At 71.3% G+C, this 14,523-nt stretch carries 12 protein-coding genes; 5 read left to right on the top strand and 7 right to left on the bottom strand.

What is annotated here, in order from left to right:
* Together DMB66_RS61725 and DMB66_RS41870 are read left to right on the top strand one after the other, a co-directional pair.
* Positions 1 to 353: hypothetical protein (locus DMB66_RS61725; protein WP_158647545.1), on the top strand; the 353-nt coding region annotated here is incomplete at its 5' end.
* Positions 354 to 356: 3 nt separating this feature from the next.
* Positions 357 to 863 carry a hypothetical protein gene (locus tag DMB66_RS41870; protein WP_125809681.1) on the top strand — a complete coding sequence of 169 codons (507 nt, stop codon included), beginning with the start codon at positions 357 to 359 and terminating at the stop codon, positions 861 to 863.
* Here DMB66_RS41870 and dnaB read toward each other — a convergent pair.
* On the bottom strand, positions 860 to 2,302 hold the full coding sequence (gene dnaB, locus DMB66_RS41865; RefSeq protein ID WP_125809680.1) for a replicative DNA helicase: 1,443 nt from the start codon (positions 2,300 to 2,302) through the stop codon (positions 860 to 862). The two genes, DMB66_RS41870 and dnaB, sit on opposite strands and share 4 nt — an antisense overlap.
* 572 nt (positions 2,303 to 2,874) lie before the next feature.
* Here dnaB and DMB66_RS61720 point away from each other — a divergent pair.
* On the top strand, positions 2,875 to 6,855 hold the full coding sequence (locus DMB66_RS61720; RefSeq protein ID WP_158647544.1) for a hypothetical protein: 3,981 nt from the start codon (positions 2,875 to 2,877) through the stop codon (positions 6,853 to 6,855).
* An 83-nt stretch (positions 6,856 to 6,938) separates the two neighbouring features.
* On the opposite strand, the gene rplI is transcribed toward DMB66_RS61720, so the two are convergent.
* The 5 genes from rplI to DMB66_RS41825 form a co-directional block, all read right to left on the bottom strand.
* Positions 6,939 to 7,388, bottom strand: coding sequence for a 50S ribosomal protein L9 (gene rplI, locus DMB66_RS41845; protein WP_125809676.1), 450 nt, complete (start codon positions 7,386 to 7,388; stop codon positions 6,939 to 6,941).
* 14 nt (positions 7,389 to 7,402) lie between these two features.
* Positions 7,403 to 7,642 (bottom strand): 30S ribosomal protein S18, encoded by a 240-nt coding sequence (gene rpsR / locus DMB66_RS41840; protein WP_007073789.1) that lies wholly within the window; start codon positions 7,640 to 7,642, stop codon positions 7,403 to 7,405.
* Positions 7,643 to 7,679: 37 nt separating this feature from the next.
* Positions 7,680 to 8,249: a single-stranded DNA-binding protein gene (locus DMB66_RS41835; protein WP_125809675.1), complete on the bottom strand. Its 570-nt coding sequence runs from the start codon at positions 8,247 to 8,249 to the stop codon at positions 7,680 to 7,682.
* Positions 8,250 to 8,318: 69 nt separating this feature from the next.
* Positions 8,319 to 8,609, bottom strand: coding sequence for a 30S ribosomal protein S6 (gene rpsF / locus DMB66_RS41830; protein ID WP_023563150.1), 291 nt, complete (start codon positions 8,607 to 8,609; stop codon positions 8,319 to 8,321).
* A 290-nt stretch (positions 8,610 to 8,899) separates the two neighbouring features.
* Complete coding sequence (locus DMB66_RS41825; RefSeq protein ID WP_125809674.1) at positions 8,900 to 9,904, bottom strand: hypothetical protein; 1,005 nt, start codon at positions 9,902 to 9,904, stop codon at positions 8,900 to 8,902.
* Positions 9,905 to 10,054: 150 nt separating this feature from the next.
* On the opposite strand from DMB66_RS41825, the gene DMB66_RS41820 reads away from it, so the two are divergent.
* Together DMB66_RS41820 and DMB66_RS41815 are read left to right on the top strand one after the other, a co-directional pair.
* A complete protein-coding gene (locus DMB66_RS41820) occupies positions 10,055 to 10,831 on the top strand; it encodes a deoxyribonuclease IV (RefSeq protein WP_125809673.1) in 777 nt (258 codons plus the stop codon).
* A 649-nt stretch (positions 10,832 to 11,480) separates the two neighbouring features.
* Positions 11,481 to 13,652 carry a hypothetical protein gene (locus DMB66_RS41815; protein ID WP_233625226.1) on the top strand — a complete coding sequence of 724 codons (2,172 nt, stop codon included), beginning with the start codon at positions 11,481 to 11,483 and terminating at the stop codon, positions 13,650 to 13,652.
* An 11-nt stretch (positions 13,653 to 13,663) separates the two neighbouring features.
* On the opposite strand, the gene DMB66_RS41810 is transcribed toward DMB66_RS41815, so the two are convergent.
* A partial coding sequence (locus DMB66_RS41810) for a glycosyltransferase family 87 protein (RefSeq protein WP_370320262.1) occupies positions 13,664 to 14,523 on the bottom strand: 860 nt, incomplete at its 5' end.

Raw genomic sequence — 14,523 nt, 5'->3', positions numbered from 1 at the left:
CCTTCCCGGACCGCGAGGTCTCCGTCTCCTGGGATCATGGGCCGCTGCGCCGGTCGCCGGGCTCCGTGGACTGGAGCGAGGAGAGCTTCGGGTTCGAGATCACCATCGACGCGAGCATCGGTGACCTGCCCGCCGAGGTGGCCTTGAACCGCGTCAGCGCGGTGCTGAGGCAGCAAGGATGGCAGCTGGTCGATCCGGTCGAAGTGCGCACCGGTGTGGCGGTCCGTGGCTCACGAGACCTCTACACCGTCTACGCCGACGCACGTCCGTTGAGGTTGAGCCTGGTGGGCAAGTCACCGTTGTGGCGGTCGCCCGCCGAGCCCGGCTCCGATTTTGTGATCGAGCCCCGCTGAAGCATGTCTGTCCGTGAGCAACTGTTCGTCCAGACCAGCAGATCTCCGGCGGAGGTTGCCGGGCTAGCCGCCAAGCTAATCGGCGGGCGCGCCGAGATGCGGGACCAGCGACCGTGGTTGCTCGTCGACACCGCCCAACTGGTGCTGGGTGTCGTCGGCGAGTTCGGCGGGCCCGTGGTCGCCCACGCCTCCGCGGCCGCGTTCCGCCGTAACGGCGAATTCGAGGCTCCCGACACCTACAACATTGAGCTGCGGTTGCGGCAGACCGGCGGCCCTCGGGTCGACCCGGCCACGGGCGCCGACGTCGAGCAACTCGCGGCGGCCGTGGTCTTTCAGGCGCTCACCGGCTCCACGGATCTGGCACTGATCCACGTGCACGACGACGATGCCCTGCTCAGCGCCGCCTTGCCTGGCGCCGGGACGATCACATTTCCTCCAGGAACAACGATCTACGACTGGGACGCGGACGAATGGGGCGGCTTCGTCCTGCGCCCCGCAGCCGGCCGTTAGGCGATCGCCATGTCGACGAAGCGGGACAGGTGCAGCTGGGCCGCCACCGTCACCGTGTCGGTCGGGCCGTTTCGATGCTTGGCCACGATGAAGTCCGCCTCGCCCGCTCGCGGGGACTCCTTGTCGTAGTAGTCGTCTCGGTGCAGCAGGATCACCACGTCGGCGTCCTGCTCGATCGAGCCGGACTCACGCAGGTCGGAGAGCTGGGGGCGCTTGTCGGTGCGTTGTTCCGGGCCACGGTTTAGCTGGCTCACCGCGATCACCGGGCACTCGACCTCCTTGGCCAGCAGCTTCAGGCCTCGGGACAGCTCCGCGACCTCCTGCTGGCGGCTCTCCGTTTTTTTCGGCGAGGACATCAGCTGGAGGTAGTCGATCACGATCAGCTTCAGGTTGTGACGCTGCTTGAGGCGGCGGGCCTTGGCCCGGATCTCCATCAGGTTCATGCTCGGGGTGTCGTCCACGAAGATCGGGGCCTCGCTGATCTCGCCCATCCGGCGGGCCAGCTTGGTCCAGTCGTCGTCGGAGAGCTGACCGGAGCGCAGCACGTGCAGCGGCACCCGGGCCTCCGCCGACAGCAGCCGCATGACGATTTCGATCTTGCTCATTTCCAGGGAGAAGATGGCGCTGGCGCAGTTTGCCCGGATCGCGGCGTTGCGGGCGAAGTCCATCGACGCCGTCGACTTACCCAGACCCGGGCGGCCGGCGACGATGATCAACTGTCCGGGGTGCAGGCCGTTGAGGAGCCGGTCGAGGTCGGAGAAGCCGGTCGGCACGCCGGTCATCACGCCGCCGGACGCGCCGACCGCCTCGATCTCGTCCAGGGTCGGCTGGAGCATGTCGGCGAGAACCACGAAGTCCTCGGAGACCCGGCGCTCGGTGACGTCGTACACAGCCTGCTGGGCGAGGTCGACGATGTCGTCGACGTCCATGCCGCCGTTGCCGCCGGTGCCGTACCCCAGTTGGGTGATCTTGGTGCCCGCCTCGACGAGGCGGCGCAGCACGGCCCGCTCGGAAACGATGCGGGCGTAGTAGGAGGCGTTGGCGGCGGTCGGCACGCTCTCGATGAGGGTGTGCAGGTAGGGCACGCCACCGATGCGCTGCAGGTCGCCGGAGTCGGAGAGGGCCGCCGCGACGGTGACGCCGTCGGCCGGCTCGCCGCGGCCGTAGAGCTCGAGGACCGTGTCGAAGACGGTCGCGTGGACCGGGCGGTAGAAGTCGCCCGACTTGAGGATCTCGACGACGTCGGCGATCGCGTCCTTGGACAGCAGCATGCCGCCCAGCACGCTCTGCTCGGCGGCGATGTCCTGCGGGGGTGACTTGTCGAAGCCGCCGGTCTGGGGCGACGGCCCGCCCGCGCCTGGCGGACGACCACCGGAGGGTTTGCCTCCTGCAGATGACTGCGGCCGGGAATCGGGTCGTGCGTCGTCGGTGATCGACATGCCGACCTACCCCTTCATCGTCTTTCCTGCTCCGTGATCAAACAGCCCGGGTACGACACTTTCGGGTGAGCGCGAACCCCCGCGAGTGACGGGGACCACAAAATCACCGGAAAAGTCGGCCCAGGCCACGAAGAGGACCTGATCCGGCGCGGTAACCATACGAACCCGCACGTCACAGACCCAAGCGAGCCGGTGGACGAGCCTCGGGACAACCTGTGGACAACCCACCCAGGCCTGTGCGTGGCCCTGTGCACAGCCTGTGTACAACCTCTGGGGATTTCTGCGGGGGTGCCCATCTGAGCAGCACTTTTGTCGTCCCCACCGTGTGGAGAGATAAAAAGGTGGCCTTCGTGAGCAAGCAGTCGTCCCAAGACATTGCAGATCGGACGAGCGCACGTCACGCTTTTCTGGTGGACCAACGGGAGTGGGACTACGGAGCCCGCCTGCCGCGCGAGAGAGGCGCTCCGAACTCCTGGACACCCACAAACCGCCCGGAAGATCCCGATTCGTCCACTAATGCGGAGCCCGGCGGCACCACCTGGGGCACCGGATCACCGGCTGACACCGGCAGCATGCAGCCAATTCCCGAAGCCGTGGCCTGGTCGTTACGCGCTGACGCCTGGGCGCAGAGCCCCGAGACACCCGGTGAGCAGTCCGGCACGGTGAGTCGCTGGTCGGACGTCGCGGCGACCGGACGACCCGCTCTCCCGGCCGAAGGTGTCGGCTGGCGCACCCAGACTTCGGAGTGGCGTTCCACCGCCGAGAGCGCCCGTTGGCGTCAGACCACCGAGTGGCGATCCGCTACGGGCAGCCACGGCTGGCGCACCACCACCGAGGCCTGGCAGAGCGAGAGCGGCGACGCCGAGAGCATCCCGCCGCAGGCCGAGCCTCCCACCCGGCTGCCGGCCATCTCCGGCACGGCCTGGCCGACGCCCTCGACCGACGACCAGCCCGGCTCGACACCGACCTGGCAGCCCGCCGACGCCACTCCGACCTGGCAGCAGCCCGGGGAGCCGCGCCAGAGCCAGCCCAGCGCCACCCCGCCCTGGGAGCCGTCCCGCGGTGACGACCGGCCGGCCTGGCAGCAGTTCACTTCCGGCTCCGCCCCGCCGTGGCAGCCCGCCGACGCACCGCCACCCCGGCGGCGCGAGCCGGAGGGCCGGCCGTCCTGGGAAAGCCAGCCGAGTTGGCAGGCGTTCACCGAGTCGGGCCGGCCCCCTGCCGAGCCCACCTGGCGGGAGCCCGCTCAGCCCGGCGCGAGCTGGCAGACGCCCCAACCGAGCGCCCCCACGTCGTACTCCGGAAGTTGGTCGACGCCGATCGACGACGGCCGTCACCTGGTCCGGGAGGACGACCGCGCCGCCTGGCGCGAGTCGGCGGCCGGCCAGGCGCGGCCGGCCGACGGCCCCTCGCAGGTGGGGCGCCGCCGGGCCACCGACCCGGGCTCCCGCACCAGCGGGGGCACGGGCTGGACGGTGCGTTCCGACGCCGACAACTGGGCCGGGCACACCGACACCGGCAGCATGCCCGCGTTCCAGGACCCCGCGGCCGCCCCGGAGCCGAGCTGGCGCCGCGGGAGCACCGAGCCGCCGGCGCCGGACGGCTGGCGCACGAGCACCACCACCAGCAGCTGGCAGAGCAGCCCGCCGGTGACGGACAGCTGGCGCAGCGGTGACCAGTCCCGCACCGATCAGCCCCGCACCGAAAGCTGGCGGACGCCGCCGGCCGCCGAGGGGTGGCGCAGCGGCGACGAGTCCCGCGCCAACGAGTCCCGCGCCGATAACTGGCGCGACACCGGCTCGTGGCGCCGTGATCCGGAGCCGGCTCCGCCGGTCGACCCGTGGGCGCAGGGCGCCGCGGAGACGGGCATCATCCCGATGCCCGTGCAGCCGCGTGACCGCGACGCGGGTGGTTGGCAGAGCCGGACGGACACCGGCAGCTGGCAGCAGGGCACCGGCAGCCGGCAGCGCGATGGGGAGAGCGCCGGGCGCCGAAGCCGCGGCGACACGGGCTCCTGGCAACGCGAGCCGGAAAACGGCTCTCGCACCGACACCGGGTCGTGGCAGCGCGGCGTAGAAGACGGCCGCACCGACACCGGGTCGTGGCAGCGCGGCGTAGAGAACGGCCGCACCGACACCGGCTCCTGGCAGCGCGGCGTAGAGAACGGCCGCACCGACACCGGCTCCTGGCAACGCGGCGTGGAAAGCGGCCGCACCGATACGGGTTCCTGGCAGCGCGAGACCGAGGTCGGCGGCCGCCCGAGCCGGATCGAGCCACGCGGACCGGCCAACGACCGCACCGACACCGGGTCCTGGCAACGCGGGCCCGAAACCGGAGGACGAAGCGATACCGGGTCCTGGCGGCAGGGCATCGAGAACGGACGGGCGGCGGAGGGCAGCCGCTCCGACACCGGTTCGTGGCGGCGCGACGAGGTCGAGCCACCGCAACCCCGCAGCCCGGCGCCGCCGCGGCGCGGCGAAGTCGAGCGCTGGCCCGGTGCTCGGCCGGGTCCGGAGCCGCGACGTGGCCAGGATGCCTTCCGGGCTCCCGAGCCTGGCCCGGGGCCCCGGCGCGGAGCCGAGCCCCGTGACCTCGAGGCGCCTCGCGGTCCGGAGCCTCGCCGGGGACGGCGCGACGTCGACATGCCACGTGGTCCGGAGCCGCGGCGCGCCGTGGAGGGTGGCCAGCGCAGTGGCGCAATGCCACGCGGCTTCGAGGGCCCGCGCGGCCCGGCTGTTTCGCGTCGGCCCGAGCTGGATCGCGGGCCGGAGCCTCAGCGGGACTATGCCGATCGGGGACGGCGCCGCGAGCGCGACACCAGTTGGCAGCGTGAGCTCGAATCCGGCGCCTGGCACCGGGACCCTGAGTCGGACGTGTGGCTGCGTGACAGCGACACCGGCCAGTGGCACCGGCAGGAGCTCGAGGACGAAGACGACGAGGACGAAGACCGAGGCCCGCGCCGAAGCCCTCGCAGAGGCCCCCGCGACGACGATCGCGGCAGCGGCGGGCGGCGCGCCATCGAGAGCCGCGAGGTGGTGTCGCGCCGCGATCGTGACGAGCCCACCCGGTTCCGCGGCGAGCCGGACGACGACGGTGGCGGTCGACGCCGCGCGCCCGCGCCCCGCACGACGCGTCTGCAGCTGACGGCGAGCGCGGAAGCGCCGCTCGATCCTGAGGTCTGGCGCCGCGACGACGACGAACCGACCAGGCCGATTTCCACGCGGTCTCCCGGGCGGCGACGTGACGGCGACATGCCGGTCTCGGCCCAGCCGGCCTCCTGGCAGCGCGACGCGGACATGCCCGTCTCGGCCCAACCCGCGGCGTGGCAGCGCGACGCGGACATGCCCGTCTCCGCGCAGCCCGCCGCATGGCAGCGGGATGCCGACCGGCCGACGTCAGCGGCGCCCGACCAGCGGCGGCGGGGTGCTGCGTCCGATCCGGATGCGAGGACCTACGACGACGGGCCGTCCGGCCGACCCGTGTCGGCCATGCCCGACGACCGGTGGCGCGACACGGACCGACCGGTCTCCGCGCAGCCCGCGACGCGGTCGCGGGCAGAGCAGCCGACTGACGTCGATCCGATCTCGGCGCCACCGGAGCAGCGCCCGCGCGGCATCGCATCCGTGCCCGGACCGGACTCGTGGCGACGTGACGCGGAAAAGGCTGCCCGGCCCGTCTCGGGGAGCGCGGCCGCCCCGGTGTCCTCCCAGCCCGGCGCCTGGCGGGCCGACGCCCAGGCCGCCGCCCGAACCGACGCCTGGCGTAACCAGCTGCGCGCCGAGCAGGGCGAGCCTCCGCTGGTCAGTGACGCGGCGACCGAGATCCGCCCGCGTGTCGAGCCCGGCTCGTGGCGGCAGGCCGAGCCGGACGAAGCCGGTCAGGGCACGGCGACCTATCGCGAGGGCAACACCGGTGACTGGCGGCGAGACCTCGCTACCGACGGTGAGCTGCTGGCCGATGGCGAGTCGCGACGGATCAGCACGGCCGACTTCGTGCCCTTCCGGCCGCCGTCCAAGAACGGTGCCGCGGCATCGGTGAAGGTGCCGGCCGCCAACTCGGCGGCCGCTGGCGCCACGGAGGTCATCCAGCGCACCGGCGCCCGGTGGCAGGATCCCCCGGACACGCAGTGGCCGCCGCGCGGTGCGGTGGCGTCGGCCGCCGGCACCTACGAGCGGCGCCCGGTCAGCACGCTGCCGTCGCCGTCCGCGCGACAGAACGACCTGCTCGAGCCGGACGAGGAGCTCGAGGAAGACACCGGCGGCCCGCTCGCGGCCGTGGGTTACACGGTCGTCTGGTACGGCGTGCCGGTCGTGCTCTTCGTGCTGTACATGCTCGTGCTCAACGGCACCCAGCAGGCGCAGGCGCTGGAAACCCTGGCCGGGGCGGCTCCGCAGTTCGGCCTGTCGCTGGTGCTGAGCATGCTCGTCGCGGTGGGCCTGCGCTGGGCGAGCGGCTCCTGGAAGGCGGCGAGCGTCGGTCTGGCCGCCGCGGTGATGGGCGGCGGTCTGGCGACCGTGCTGACGTCCGCCATCACCGGTCAATCACTCAGCTGACGAGCAAGAGGCTGACAAGGAAGGCCGTTCAACGACAAAGCGCGCCGGACCCCGAAGGGCCGGCGCGCTCAGCGTGAGCCGTGTTACTTGGCGGCGACGACGTTCACGGGGAACGACGCGGTCACCTCGGGGTGCAGCTTGACCTGGACCTTGTAAGCGCCCGTGGTCTTGATCGGAGCCGCCAGCTCGAGGCGGCGACGGTCCAGCGCGGGGCCGCCGGCGGTCTTGACCGCGTCGACGATCTCGGCCGGGGTGATCGACCCGAACAGCCGGCCACCGGTGCCGGAGCGCGCCGTCAGGGTGACCTTCAGGCCCTCGAGTTGGCCCTTGACCTCGTTGGCCTGGCCCAGGTCGCGGATCTCGCGGGCGTCGCGCGCCCGCCGGATGACCGTGACCTGCTTCTCGGCGCCCTTGCTCCACTGGATCGCGAAGCCCTGCGGCAGCAGGTAGTTACGGCCGTAGCCGTTCTTGACCTCGACGATGTCGCCGGGGGTGCCGAGGCCCGACACCTCCTGCGTGAGGATGATCTTCATATCGGTGCCTCCCCTCAGCGGGCCGTGGCCGTGTACGGCAGGAGCGCCATCTCACGGGCGTTCTTGACCGCGCGGGCGATCTGTCGCTGCTGCTGCGAGGTCACGCCGGTGACCCGCCGAGCGCGGATCTTGCCGCGGTCGGAGATGAACTTGCGCAGCAGCGCGGTGTCCTTGTAGTCGATGTAGGTGATCCCGTCCTTGTCGAGCGGGTTCACCTTCTTCTTCGGCTTGCGAAGTGCCGCAGCCTTAGCCATAGCTCTTAACTCCTGAAATCATGAAAGCCCGTCGGGCTCAGAAAGGTGGCTCGTCGTCGAACGAGGAGTTGCTGCTGGCGCCGCTGGTGCCGCCCCCACTGGGACGGGCGCCGGAAGCCGGGGCCGCCGTGGCCCAGGGGTCGTCGAAGTTGTTGCCGCCTCCGCCGCCGCTGGACTGCCGGTTGCCACCACCAGCGCCGCCGCCGGAGGCGCCGAAGCCGCCCCCACCGCCGCCGCCGGACCGGGACATCTTCTGCACCTTCGCCGTGGCGTAGCGCAGGGACGGGCCGATCTCGTCGACCTCGAGCTCATAGACGGTGCGCTTCTCACCCTCGCGGGTCTCGTAAGACCGCTGGCGCAGCCGGCCCTGCACGATCACCCGAGCGCCACGCTGCAGCGACTCGGCGACATGCTCGGCGGCGTCACGCCAGACGTTGCATGCGAGGAAGAGTGGCTCGCCGTCTTTCCATTCGCCCGACTGCCGGTCCAACGTCCGCGGCGTCGAAGCGATGCGGAACTTGGCGACTGCCGCCCCCGAGGGGGTGAAGCGCAGCTCAGGGTCGTCGGTCAAGTTACCGACGACCGTGATGGTGGTTTCTCCTGCCATGATCTTCTCCTCGCCGCTTCATGCGTTTCTGCAAGGAGGCTCCCAGAGCCCCCTGACAAAAAACGAACGTCAGCGGGTCTCGGGCCGGATGACCTTGGTACGCAGGATGGACTCGTTCAGGCGGAGCTGACGGTCCAGCTCGGCCACAGCCTCCGGCGTCGCCTGCAGGTCGACGACAGCGTAGATGCCTTCGGCCTTCTTGTTGATCTCGAACGAGAGCCGACGACGGCCCCACACATCGAGCTTCTCCACCGAGCCGCCCGCGGTGCGGATCACGTTCAGGTACGTGTCGAGCGACGGTGCAACGGTGCGCTCCTCGAGACTGGGGTCGAGGATCACCATGAGTTCGTAATGACGCAAGACGTTCTCACCTCCTGTGGGCTAAAACGGCCACGGTCTCTCCGTGGCAGGAGGTCTTGTGTCGCTCGCAACAGAAAGCCGTGGGCGGCGCCCACGGCTGACCCATTGCGAACCGAGCCAGCATACCCGCGGAGGGCCGCACACCCAAAAAGGGCCCCGTCCACAGACGAGGCCCTTCGAGGTGGAAGCCGCGGGGCGTCCGGTCCGCATTCGCTGGGTGGGACCTGGGGAGGAACGACCACACCGATGAGGTTGGAACGGCCGCCCCGCGGAGCTTTCTGTCGAGAAGTCTACGCGACAGTTGCCCGAGATGCACGTTGCGACACAATTGCCCGAATTACGCCGATTGCTACGCCGAACACGCTCACCGCCGCAATCACCGCCAGCAGCCCGACCGGCCGCGACTCCGGCAAGGGCCGCATCGCCGCGACCGGCTCCGCCGCGACGAGGCCGGAGGGTGGTCCGGCCGGGAGGGCCGGCGCGTCCGCCGACGGAGGCGACGGCAGATCGAGCGTGGGTACGCCGGGAAGAATCGTCTTGTCGTCACCGGGTGGCATCCCGGAGAACGCCGGTGCGACCGCTCCCGCCGTACCCCTGGCCGGGGTCCTGGTCTTGGCCCGCGAAGCCGCACCGCCGTGCGGCATGGCCTGGGTCGCCGTGGTCGCGGCCTGAGCCGCCGCCCGGTCGGCCTGCACCGTGTTCGGCCGCGTCATCGTCGGCCGCCCGGCGATCGTGGTGGACGGTTGCTGCGGCCGCGACGCCGGCGCGACCGAGTCGGGCAGCGCGGATCCGCTGTCGGTCGGCGCGTCGGGAGCGCCCGGCCCGGTCGGTGCCGTCGGCATCGCGGCCGGGTCGGCATCCGAATCGGCCGGGGCCGGCATCGGATCAGGTCCGGCCGTCAGCATCGGTGAGGCGGTGACCAGCACCGGCGTCGCCTGATCCGTGATCGCGCAACTGGGATCGAGGGTGACGGCCGTCGTGCCGCGGCGGAAGACCACCTCGGTCGAGCCGTCGTCCGGGATCGAACCCTTGGACTCACCGTTGAGCCGCAACCGCGCGCCGTGCCCGGTCCGGTTGACCAGCCGCACCGTCCCGTCCGCGGGCACCGTCAGGGACTCGACGGAGGGCGTGGACTTGCAGGATAGGCCGAGCACCCCGCCGCCCGCGAAGACCACCTGCCGGCCGCCGCCCTCGACCTGCTCGGCGTTGGCCGTACCGGTCGTCAGCAGCGCGGCACCGAGCAGAAACCCGCCCAGGGCCGTCGCCGTCACACGGTTTCGGACTTGCCGCGACATGCACCATCTCCCAGCTCGAACCGGTTCATTCCGGTACGTAGGTATGTGTGATCCTCTCGATTAACGACGCGCCGACGAGCCCGGTGACGCGGACCGTCGCCGGACAGCGACAGCGGGTGATCGTCGTACCCGCGTCGTAGGCTCGGACCCATGCGCATCGGAGCCCATGTCGATCCCGCCGAACCCCTCGACGCCGCCGCCGCACGCGGCGCCGACGCCGTCCAGTTCTTCCTCGCCGATCCACAGGGCTGGAAGGCCCCGGCGGAGCGCCCCGACGCGGCGGCGCTCCAGGCGTCCGACGTGGACGTCTACATACACGCGCCATACGTGATCAATGTGGCCACATTGAATAACCGGATCCGGATCCCGAGCCGCAAGCTGCTTCTCGCACACGCCCGCGCGGCAGCCGCAGTCGGCGCGCGAGGCCTGATCGTGCACGGCGGGCACGTCAACGCGGGCGACGACATCGCCGTCGGATTCGACAATTGGCGCAAAACCTTCGCGTACGCGGAGAAGGAAGGCGGCCTGCCGCTGCCGATCCTGATCGAGAACACCGCGGGCGGCGACCACGCGATCGCCCGCCGCTTCGACAACCTGGCCCGCCTGTGGGACGCGGTGGGCGAGTTCGGGGCCGGCTTCTGCCTGGACACCTGCCACGCGCACGCTGGCGGGGAAGAGCTGCTCAACATCGTGGACAGGGTCAAGTCGATCACCGGCCGGATCGACCTGATCCACGCGAACGACTCGAAGGACGGCTTCGACTCGGGCCGCGACCGGCACGACAACCTCGGCAATGGCAAGATCGACCCGGAGCTGGTCGTGGCGGCGATCCGCGCCGCGGGCGCGCCGGCGATCGTCGAGACGCCCGGCGGCGTGGAGGGCCAGTCCGCCGACATCGCGCTGCTGCGCGAGAGGGCGGCCAGCTGACGGAGCGGCACGAGGGAGCAGCATGACGACCGAGCAGCCGCCGCAGGTCGGCGCCGGCTCCACCGCGGCCGAGCCCGCGCCGGGGAAGGCAGTCGACCCGGGGCCGGGCAGCGCTGTCGGTTCAGGCTCCGGGGGTGCGGTCGGTCCCGGTGCCGACGCCGCACGGAAATCCGGTCCGGGCTCGGGGACGGGAGCCGGCCCTGCCGCCGAAGCCGACGCAGTGCCGGCATCCGGCATTCCGGCCCGAGAGCCAGCCGCGGCAGGGTCAGCATCGAGCCCCGCCACGCCGGCACCCAGCGCGCCAGCACTCAACGCCGCAACACCCGGCACGCCAGCACTCGACGCCGCAACACCCGGCACGCCAGCACCGCCCGGCGCGGCGGCACCTGGCACGGCGGCACCTGGCACGGCGGCACCTGGCACGGCGGCACCTGGCACGGCGACAGCAGGTTCGGCGGCAGCAGGTTCGGCTTCCGGATCGGCCGGGCCGTCCGCGGAGATCCGTCCGCCCAAGCCGCGCCGGCGGTGGGCCGGTCTGCGCAAAGCACGTGGCAGCAAAGCCGATTCGAAGGCGCCAGACGCTCTCCGCCCGGCGGTCCCGCCGCCGAGCGGCGAAACGTCAGGGCCCCGCTCCCCCGACTCAAAGTCCATGAAGGACCTGCCCGCTTCGAGCGACTCGAAGCCCGGCCAGGCCGCCTCGACGGCGCAGCCGAGCGCCCTCGAAGTGTTTCCCACCAACGGTTCGCCGGCCGACCCGATCGCCAAGGACACCGTTCCGAAGACAAAACCGGCCACTAAATCAGACAAGTCAGACTCAAACGCCACGAAGACTGACAGCAAGGACCCCGCCAAGGGCGACGACGCAGGCAGCCCGAAGGACGAGAGCAAGCTAGGTAACCCGAAGGACGAGGACAAAGCAGGCAGCCCGAAGGACGAGGGCAAAGACGGTCCGAAGGGCGAGCCCGAAAAGAGCACGACCGAGGCGCCCAGCGGAAAAAGCACGCGCCGGCGGAAGTCAAGACTGCCATCCACCCGGCCGCCGGGTGCCCCACCAGACCCGTGGACGGCGTTCGCCGAGACCTCCGAGCGTGGTCCAGGCCGGATCCGGCGGGCGACCCGCTTCGTCGGGCGGGTGCTCGTTCACGAGTACGCCCTGGTCATCTACGGCTCGCTGCTGCTCGCCGTCCTGCTGACCTGGCCCACCCTGCGCTACCCGCTGCACACGTTCCCGCAGGACATCTGGGATCCGTCGCGGCAGGCGTGGCAGGTCTCCTGGGCCGGCCACATCCTCATCACCGAACCGGCCAGGATCTGGCAGTCGAACGCCTACTTCCCGGAGGCGTACGGCTACGCGTTCGGTGACAGCCTGCTCGGCTATGCCCCCGCCGGCATGCTCGGCAGCGGCCCGCTCGCCGCCGTCCTGCGCTACAACATCCTCTTCGTCCTCGCCCACGCCCTGCTCACCATCGGCGGCTATGCCCTGGTCCGCCAGCTCGGCGCCGGCCGCACCGGCGCGATCGTCGGGGCGGTCGCGTTCGCGTACGCGCCGTGGCGGCTCGCCCAGGAGGGGCACCTCGACATCATCTCCGCGGGTGGCATCCCGCTCGCCCTGGCCATGCTCGCCCGCGGGCACGGCTGGTCCATGCGGTACGGCTTCCGCCCCGCTCGGCGGCACGCCGGCTGGGCCGCCCTGGGCTGGCTCGTCGCGACCTGGCAGCTCAGTCTCGGGTTCTCGCTCGGCCTGCCGTTCGCCTACGTGCTCGGCGCGCTGACCCTGATAGTCGGGCTCGCGGTGCTGGTGCGCCGGTTGCGCCGCCGCTCGCCGCGGCCTGTGCTCGGCTGGCGGCTGCAGCTCGCCGACCTGCTCGGCATGTGGGTCTTCGCCGGCACCGGGCTGCTGATAGCGCTTCCGTACTTCCTGGTTCCCGATACCGGGCCGGCCGGCACGGAGATCCGCTTCTTCTCGCCACCGCTGCGCGGTCTGCTGATCGGCCCGGCCGAGTCGCGGATCTGGGGCGGCCCGCATACCGTGCCGCGTCAGTCGCTGGGCTGGCCGGCCGAGATGGCTCTGCTCCCGGGATTTGTGCTCTACGCCCTGGCGCTGGTCGGCCTGGTGTTCTCCGTGTGGCGGATGTGGCAGCGCCTGCTGCTGCTCCTCGCCGTCGTGATCAGCGTGATCCTCACGCTCGGCACCACCTTCTTCGAGGGCCGCTGGACCTATCTGCCGCTGTTCGGCCATCTGCCGGCGTCATTCGGGGTGCGGATCCCCGGCCGGCTGATGCTGTGGGTGACGTTGCTGCTGGCGGTCCTCGCCGCGGGTGCGGTCGCGGAGTTCGTCCGACGGGCCGAGCATCTGGCCGCGAATCGGATGCCGCCCTGGCCCGGTCCGTGGCTGCGGCTGGCGACGCTCGTGCCGTTGCTGCTGGTGCTGGTCGAGACCTGGAACGCCACCGCGCATCCGGTGGTGCCGGATCAGCCGGCCGCGATGCGGACGGTCGCCAGCCCGATGCTGGTGCTGCCGACGACGGCTCTCACCGACCAGACCGTCTTGCTCTGGTCGACGTCACGCTTCCAGCCGGTGGCGAACGGCAGCGGCGGATTCGCCCCGCGGCGCCAGGCCGAGCTGCGCCGCGCTGTGGCGACCTTCCCGGACGCGGCGAGCGTCGAGTATCTGCGGCAGCAGCGGATCGACACTGTGCTGCTGCTGCGGGACGAGGCGGTGGGCACGCCGTGGGAGCGCTCGGGTGACGTGCCGGTGGACACCCTGGGCATCCGGCGCGAGGACCTGGACGACAACTCCGTGCTCTTCCACCTGAACTGACCAGGGGCTGCTCAGGCCACCGGGGCCTTTTCCGCAAGCCTCTCGTCGTCGGGGGCGGGTCGTGGCGCCACCCGCATCCGTCGGCGCAGCGACTCGACCCAGCTCGCGTCCGGCGCCCCGTCGATGACACCACCGTCCGGATCGTCGGGGTAGGTGCGCCTGACCGCGTCCAGCTCCGGCCGCCAGATCTCCCGGATCACCAGCCCGCAGAGGACCGCTACCGTGATCAGCCGCAGGCTGGAGGCGAGCACGAAGGTGCCCTCGGGGATGACGGGTTTGCCGCCCGCGCCGAGCAGTTCCGCGTAGAACGCCGTGAAGTAGCCGATCTCCGCCACCGACCAGGCGACGATCGCCCCCCAGCGGGGCCGGGCCAGCACGATCAGCGGCAGCAGCCAGAGCACGTACTGCTGGGACCAGACCTTGCTGAAGATCAGGAACGCCGCCACCACCAGGAACGCGAGCTGGGCGACCCGTGGCCGGCGCGGGGCGAGCAGGGCCAGCGCGGCGATGCCGAGACAGGCGAGCACGGTGAGCGCGTACGACACGTTGTTGAGCACCGGGACGTGGTCGCTGAGCCACTGGAACGGGCCCTGATCGCCGACCGCGCCGGTGTTCCACTTCGAGTCCAGGAAGCGGCCGATGTACCAGGAGGTGCCCCAGTCGATCGGCCGCTCCTTGTTGAGGTCGAAGAAGCGGAACCAGCTGTCGCGGTAGAGCACGGCGACGGGGAGGTTGACGGCGATCCACGCGACCACCGCCGTCACGGTCGCCGCCCAGAACTGCGGCAGGCGTTTCGCGCGCAGAGCCAGCACGAACAGTGGCCCGAGAATGAACAGCGGCCACAGCTTGGCCGCGCCTCCCACACCGAGCA

This window comes from Actinoplanes sp. ATCC 53533 (assembly GCF_003947245.1).
Note: the sequence above shows the minus strand (reverse complement) of the source record. Positions and strands in the feature narration are given on the sequence as shown.